At 69.5% G+C, this 6,971-nt stretch carries 4 protein-coding genes and 2 pseudogenes; 4 read left to right on the top strand and 2 right to left on the bottom strand.

What is annotated here, in order from left to right; all coding sequences use genetic code 11:
• Positions 1-154 (top strand): annotated as a pseudogene (locus tag ACWDAK_RS40220) (IS5 family transposase); the annotation flags it as partial.
• Between the two features lie 214 nt (positions 155-368).
• Here the strand turns inward: ACWDAK_RS40220 and ACWDAK_RS40225 are convergent.
• A complete protein-coding gene (locus tag ACWDAK_RS40225) occupies positions 369-1,418 on the bottom strand; it encodes a hypothetical protein (RefSeq protein WP_427396244.1) in 1,050 nt (349 codons plus the stop codon).
• Positions 1,419-1,996: 578 nt separating this feature from the next.
• Here ACWDAK_RS40225 and ACWDAK_RS40230 point away from each other — a divergent pair.
• Positions 1,997-2,843 (top strand): annotated as a pseudogene (locus ACWDAK_RS40230) (IS5 family transposase).
• A gap of 22 nt (positions 2,844-2,865) precedes the next feature.
• Here ACWDAK_RS40230 and ACWDAK_RS40235 read toward each other — a convergent pair.
• The gene (locus tag ACWDAK_RS40235; RefSeq protein WP_427396245.1) at positions 2,866-3,906 is read right to left on the bottom strand and encodes a MerR family transcriptional regulator; all 1,041 of its coding nucleotides are present in this window, start codon (positions 3,904-3,906) and stop codon (positions 2,866-2,868) included.
• A gap of 328 nt (positions 3,907-4,234) precedes the next feature.
• Here ACWDAK_RS40235 and ACWDAK_RS40240 point away from each other — a divergent pair, with 328 nt between their 5' ends.
• Positions 4,235-5,350: a tetratricopeptide repeat protein gene (locus ACWDAK_RS40240; RefSeq protein ID WP_344641264.1), complete on the top strand. Its 1,116-nt coding sequence runs from the start codon at positions 4,235-4,237 to the stop codon at positions 5,348-5,350.
• Between the two features lie 312 nt (positions 5,351-5,662).
• On the top strand, positions 5,663-6,880 hold the full coding sequence (ltrA, locus tag ACWDAK_RS40245; RefSeq protein ID WP_427396246.1) for a group II intron reverse transcriptase/maturase: 1,218 nt from the start codon (positions 5,663-5,665) through the stop codon (positions 6,878-6,880).
• Positions 6,881-6,971: the final 91 nt, after the last annotated feature.

The raw sequence follows: 6,971 nt of genomic DNA on the forward strand, positions 1-6,971 counted from the left end.
TCGCTGCACCATCCCGGACAAGGCCGACCAGGCTCGCAACCGCAAGAGACTCGGCGCTCGCGGCGGCCGGCCGCCCAAGTTCGACGCCGAGGACTACAAGGCTCGGCATGCGGTCGAATGTGGCATCAATCGTCTCAAAAGGCATCGCGCCGTGGGTGAGGTCGACTCGGGGCGCCCTGCTGGTGTTTCCACCAGTGGGTTTCCCCGAGCCGCCTCCCGAACCCGGCATGCCCGTCTCCAAGCACCGGGCGGGTGCGGAAACGGTCCTGGGGCGCAGGCCAACGAGGGCGGGCTTTGTGGCTGGGTGGTACCGCTCCCGGCGGGTCCGGCAGGCGTCGGCCGCCCCGCGAGCAGCCGGCGCGGCCGTGTCAGGCAGCCGCGCGGGCAGCCTTGGTGCGGGCGGCGTCGAAGACGGCGGCCGGGTTTCCGTAGCAGATCCACGGGCCGGCGATCTCCCTGCCCATCCCGCGGAAAAGGTCCAGGGCCTGCGCCGGGCGGCCGTTCTCGATCAGGCCGTGGGCGATCCAGCCGCGCGCCGGGACGATGCCGGGGTGGGCAGGGTCGGCGGCCGCCAGGTCGGCCAGGGCCTCGTCCAGGGCGGCCGTGTATTCGGCGGACCGGTAGAGCGAGGCTGCGGACTTGTCGCGCAGGACCTGCTCCCAGTACGCCCGCAACTTCAGCACCGTCAGCAGGCTGCCCCCCGGTGCTCCGGCGATCGCCTTGTCCGCGAACTCGTGCATCAACTCGTTGCTGCCGAGCCACTTCTCGCACCAATACTGCAGCGCGGCGGTGTGCGCGCCGAAGTGGTGGGGCTCGCGGGCCACGATCTCCGCCCACAGCGCGCGGTAGCGCTCGTGCGACCAGCCCTGACCCATCGCGATCGGCTGCTGCACCACCCACGCGTTCGGGTCCCCGGCCGGGGCGAGTCGGATCGCCTCGTACGACACCCCCACTGCCTCCTGCAGCACCTGGTGAAAGCCCATAGCCTGCTCGCGGGTCACCTCGGAGGCGTACTTCCCGGTGCGAATCTCCCACGCCCGCTTGACCAGGGCGTCGGTGTGCACCTGGGCGGCCTCGGGGCTGTCCGGCCGCTCCTTGCGCCACTGCCAGAGCCAGATGTCGTCGGTGGCCGCGAGGTCGCCGAACGGGTTCATCCGGGCGTAGCGGGTGCTCCAGTCACCGTCGCCGTCCGAGAGGTAGGCGGCGGCAGGTCGCCAGTCCCCCGCCTTGGCCGCATCCAGCGCGGCCCGCGCCGCCGGGTCGGCGGGTTCGCTGCCCACTTCGACCAGTTCGGCGCGCGGCACCAGGCCCGCTGCGGCCGCATCGTGGCCCGCGGTGGCCTTGCGGTGCTTGTTCAGCCAAAGACCCAGCCTAATGAGGAGGACGAGGAGGGTGACGATGACGAGCGGGTGGGGCATAGACCTACTTCTCTACGAAACTTCGTCTCACAAGTGTGCGTTCGGTGAAGATCTTATCGTTCGAACGCAGAGCCGTGAACGGGTTTTCCGGGTAGGCCAACGCCTGTGGCTCCAGAGCCGTCCCGACGTCACGGACCGGGCCCACAGCCCCTGAAGCCGCCTCCGGACCCTGCGGCACCCTACTCATAGGCGCGCGGGGGCCGTGGAAGACACGGGCGCGCTGGCGTCGTGGACGACGGCCTGGCGGATCGCGGCGTACAGCTCGACCTTCGACATCTGTGGCATGAGCGGGGCCTTCCACCCAGAGCACTCCCGATGCTGGCCTGGCAAGTACCGCGGTGACGTCGAAACTCGCGAACATCAACCGCCGGTGGATCGCAGTGACTCCCAAACTCGTGAACACCTGACGTCACTACTACGGTTCTGGCTCAACTTCCGTGACCGGTAACACTGGGTTAGAGCTCGCGCAGGTAGGCGGCGCGGGGAGCCCCGGCAGCAAAGTGGGCACAGGTTCCGGTGATCATGGAGTTGCGACGCTCTGTGATCATCTGGGGGCCTGTGTCGGGTAGCCCGGCCGCATTACTGCGGCCGGGCCCCCTAAATGGCTGACCGCCGCTCTGGGACCAATTCGCGGCCCTGCTGCCCGATCGCCCGACAGTCGATCCGCGCCATCCGCTCGGCTGCCACCGCCCGCGCATCAGCGACCGGATCGTGTTCGACAAGCTCCTGCAGCTACTGCGGTTCGGCTGCTCCTACGAGGCAATCGCCGACACCACCTGCTCCGCGACCACCATCCGCAACCGCCGCGACGAGTGGATCGCGCTCGGCGTCTTCGTCCAGCTCAAGCGGGTCGCGCTGGAGTCCTACGATCGGGTCGTCGGGCTCGTACTCGACCAGATCGCCATCGACGGCTCCATCACCAAGGCCCCTGGCGGTGGCGAGGTCGCCGGGCGCTCACCGGTCGACCGCGGCAAACAGGGCCTGAAGCGCTCGGGCATGACGGATGGTTATGGAATCCCGCTCGGTAGGGTCCTGGCTGGAGCGAACCGCCACGACTCCCCTCTGCTCGCCCCGACCCTGGACCTACTGGACGACCTCGGACCACTGCCCGACGTCATCACCGTCCATCTGGATGCCGGTTACGACTCGGACAAGACCCGCACCGAACTCGCCGCCCGCAACCTGCACGGCCGCATCGCGCACAAGGGCGAGAAGGCACCGATCCAGGCCAGTCAGCGGTGGTACGTCGAGCGCACTCACGCCTGGCAGAACGCCTTCCACCGCCTCGCCCGCTGCTACGAACGCCGCAAAACCGTCGTCAACGCCTTCTTCGACCTCGCCGACACGATCATCACGGTCCGCAGCCTCATCCGCCGAGCCTGGACCACCCAGCGCTGGGACAAGCGACCTAACCACCGCCGATGAGCACACCCATTTGCGGGAGCTCTTACTCCACGTCAGCCACGGCGCAGGCGACGTTGTCCGGGCCCCCTGCGCGGCGGGCGAGGGTGACCAGATCGCGGACCGCCACGTCCGGGTCGTCCGCGGCGACCAGCGCCGCGCGGATGTCCGGGTCGGGCAGCACGGCCGAGAGGCCATCGGAGCAGAGCAGGTAGCGGTCCCCCGCCCGGCTCTCGCGCAGCGACAGATCGGCGTCGCTGCCCTCCCGGCCGTCCAGCGCACGCGTGAGCAGCGCACGCTGCGGATGCGCCGCCGCCTCGTCCTCCGTGAGGCGGCCCTCGTCGATCAGGGTGCGGACGAGGGAGTGGTCGGTGGTGATGCGGAACAGCTCGCCAGCGCGCAACAGGTAGGCGCGGGAGTCGCCGACGTGGACGAGGGTGAGCTCGGAGCCGGTCCACAGCAGTGCGGTGAGCGTCGAGCCGGAGGCGCCCAGCTCCGCCATGCGAAGGTTCGCGGCGGCCACCGACTCCGCGAGAGCGGTGCGCACGTCGGCGGCCGGCCGGTCCGTCAGAGCCTTCAGCGCGTCGACGGCCAGGACGCTGGCCCGCGCGCCGTCCGGGCCGAAGCCGTCGGCGACGGCCAGCAGGCCGGGGCCGGCGTAGGCAGTGTCCTGGTTGGTCTCGCGGACCAGACCGGTGTCCGACGCGGCGGCAGAGCGCAGGGTGAACGATGCAGTGGTCATGTTCGCGGGGTCCTTCCCGTTGAGGTGGTCCGCGAGGAAGAGGGCCAGCCGGCGCCGGGACTCGGTGTCGTGCTCGACCTGCGCCCAGTAGGCGGTGACGGCGGCCGCCGCCGCGGCGGGCGGCAGCACGCAGACCGCGGTGATCCGGGCCAGCGGCATGCCGAGCAGTCGCAGCCGCGAGACGAGCCGGGCCTGTTCCAACTGGGCCGGTTCGTAGTACCGGTAGCCGGACGCCGGATCGACCTGCGCCGGGCGCAGCAGGCCGAGCTCGTCGTAGAGCCGCAGCGCCTTGGGCGTGAGCTCGGCCCGGCGCGCGAACGCCCCGATGGTCAGCAACTCCGCCACGTTCCCTCCTCCTCGCCCCGGACCCGCCGTGGACCCGGTGCCCCTGATGCTGGGCCTTGCCCCACAGTGAAGGTCAACGACCTGCGGCGAAGTCGGGCCGAGCCACTGACCGATTCCCGCGCCTCGGGTACTGGCTTCCCGCCCGCCGGGCCGGCTCGCACCCGGTACCTGCTTGTTCTCCAGCTCGCATCAGATCCGCACGTCAGTACGATCATCGCTGCATCAGGGGCTGAGCGAAGGAACGGGCATGTTCGCAGGTTGGCGCGATCGGAAGCACGAGCGGGATCTTCGGCTTGCCACCGAGCTTCTCAGTGAGGGCGACCATCTGATGACGCGGGGAAGCTGGGTAAAGGCCGAGCAGGCGTTCCGGTGGGCGGTCGACCTGCGCTGCGACCGGCTCGGTGCCGAGGCCGGGCTGACCCTCGAGGCCCGCAGCCGGCTGGCGGTCGCGCTGATCGGGTTGAGCCGCAGGGAGGAGGCGGAGGCCGAGCTGCGGGACCTGGTGGTGTGCTGCCCGGCCGTGCTGGGCGAGGACCACGGTCTCACCAGCGATGTGCGGATCGATCTCGCCAATCTCCTGGTGAGGAAGAACCGACTCGATGACGCCATGGAGCTCGCCTTGGCCGTGCTGCGCTGCCGTCCGGCCCCGGACGAGTTCGGTCTGATGGCCTGGGGTACCAAGCTCAGGGTGTACGCCGCCCAGGGCCGTCATCGCGAGGCGGCCGACGAGGCCCAGACGCTGCGGGAGCAGAACGCCCAGGTGTACGGCGAGAACCACATCCGCACACTGAAGGCCGGCGCCGACCGGGTCCAGAACCTGGTCTTCCTGGGTGAGTACGAGACAGCCGAGCGCGAGTGCCGCGCGCTCATCGACCAACACGGCAAACAGGATCAGCTCTGGCTGGCCGTCATGAACGCCTTGATCCTGGCGCTCAACGGGCTCGGCCGCCACGACCAGGCCGAGACCGCCGCACGAAAAGCTCTCAAGCAGGAGGCACGGATCACCAAACCGGGTGGCGACTGGCGGGTCGTTCTGGGCCTCGGGCTCGCGCGCAGCCTCAGCGGCCGCGGTCACCACGAGGAGGCGCTGCGCGTCGCATCGCAGGCCACAGCGGAAGCCCTGCGCTCCCCGGGTGTCCGGGTCTCCCTCATGGCGCCGATCGCCACCGTCACCGCCCGGGCCCTGCTCGGCCTCGAACGGCTGGAGGACGCCGAGGCCGAGGCCCGCCGCGCGGTCGAGCTCGCCGAGCCGAACCTCAGCCCGATCCATCACAGCTTCCTAGAAGCCGCCACGACCCTCGGCAGCGTGCTCGCCGCCCAGAACCGCCGCGCCGAGGCCGAGGAGCAGCTCACCCGCTGCGCCACCGCTTGGCGCGAGCATTTCGGCCCCCACCACCCACGCACCGTGGCCATCGAAGCGGAACTCGCCACGCTTCGGTCCTGACCCCGGGCCCCACCGGCCTCCGGGGGAAGGGCCGGTGGCGGCCCGCAGCGCAGCCACCGGCCGCCCGCACCGTGCGCGACGAAGCGAAGGCCAGCGGCCGAAAGGCAAGGGGAAAGCGGGCGGTGTCTCTCAGCCGTCCTTATAACCCGCTGGATACGGGACGAGTGCCCGGCCCGAAAGGGAGCTGACGTGGATCAGGTGGGACCTTGAAGTGAGACTGCGAACGACGCAGTACCTACGGGCAAGTTAGATGGCGAAAGGGGCAGTGTGGCGGTCAGTGGCACGCTTCGGGCGCTGAACGGACCAAGGGACGTGACCGCCGTAGATTGGCACAGCATCGACTGGGCCGAGACGGAGGGCAACGTACGCCGACTGAGGCAGAGGATCTTCAAGGCCGCGCAGACCGGGGACATGAAGAAGCTCCGGAACCTGCAAAAACTCATGCTGCGGAGCCACAGCAACACGCTGGTGAGCGTGAAGCGGGCGACGCAGGTGAGTGCTGGACGCAAGACGGCCGGACTGGACGGGGAGACCGTTCTCACGCCCAAGAGGCGCGGGGAGGTCGCTGCCGAGATCCATCGGTCAGCGGAGCCCTGGAAGGCCCGCCCGGTCAAGCGCGTGTACATCCCGAAGAGCAACGACAAGCAGCGCCCGCTCGGCATCCCCGTCATTCGAGACCGCATCATGCAGGCGCGGGTCAAGAATGCGATGGAGCCGGAGTGGGAGGCCCGGTTCGACCCGAGGTCGTACGGGTTCCGTCCCGGACGCAGCTGCCAGGACGCGGAGAGGTCCATCTACAACGTGGTGAGCGGCAAGTCCGCGCACCGCGCTTGGGTCCTGGACGCGGACCTGTCGGCGGCGTTCGACAAGATCCACCACGAGCGCCTGATGGAGCAGATCGGCCTGTTTCCAGGACGTGAGCCGATCTGGCGCTGGCTTCGGGCCGGCGTGGTGGACCGCGGGCGGTTCGCTCCCACGGAGGAGGGCACCCCGCAGGGCGGGGTGATCAGCCCTCTGCTGCTGAACGTCGCGCTCAACGGGATGGAGGCGGCAGCCGGGGTGAGGTGTCGCAAGCGGGTCCGCCCGCAGACCGACTACGACTCCCCGGTGCTGATCCGGTACGCGGACGACTTCGTGGTGCTCACGCACACCGAAGCCGAGGCCCTGGCAGCGAAGGACAAGCTGGCGAAGTGGCTGGAGCCCCGTGGGCTCCGCTTCAACGAGGAGAAGACCAAGGCCGTCCACCTCACCGAAGGCTTCGACTTCCTCGGGTTCAACATCCGCAGGAGCTCCAGCGGGAAAGCGATCGTCAGGCCGAGCAAGGCAGCAGTGAAGCGCATCCGGAAACGGCTGCGCGACGAGGTGAAGAACCTGTACGGGGTCAACGCCGAGGCGCTGCTGCGCAAGCTCAACCCGATCATCAGGGGTTGGGCGACCTACTACCGGGGAGTCGCCTCCAAGGAGGTCTTCACGTCGCTGGACACGTACGTCTGGCGGCTCATCCACGGATGGGCGGTCCGCCAGCACTGAGCTTCCCCCGGCGTGCGGGAGGTGCTGATCAGCTGGTCAGAAGGGGTTGGCGGGGTTTCAGGTTCACTTGTTCGGCCGTCGCGTGGTTGGC

Source organism: Kitasatospora sp. NPDC001175, from assembly GCF_053598215.1.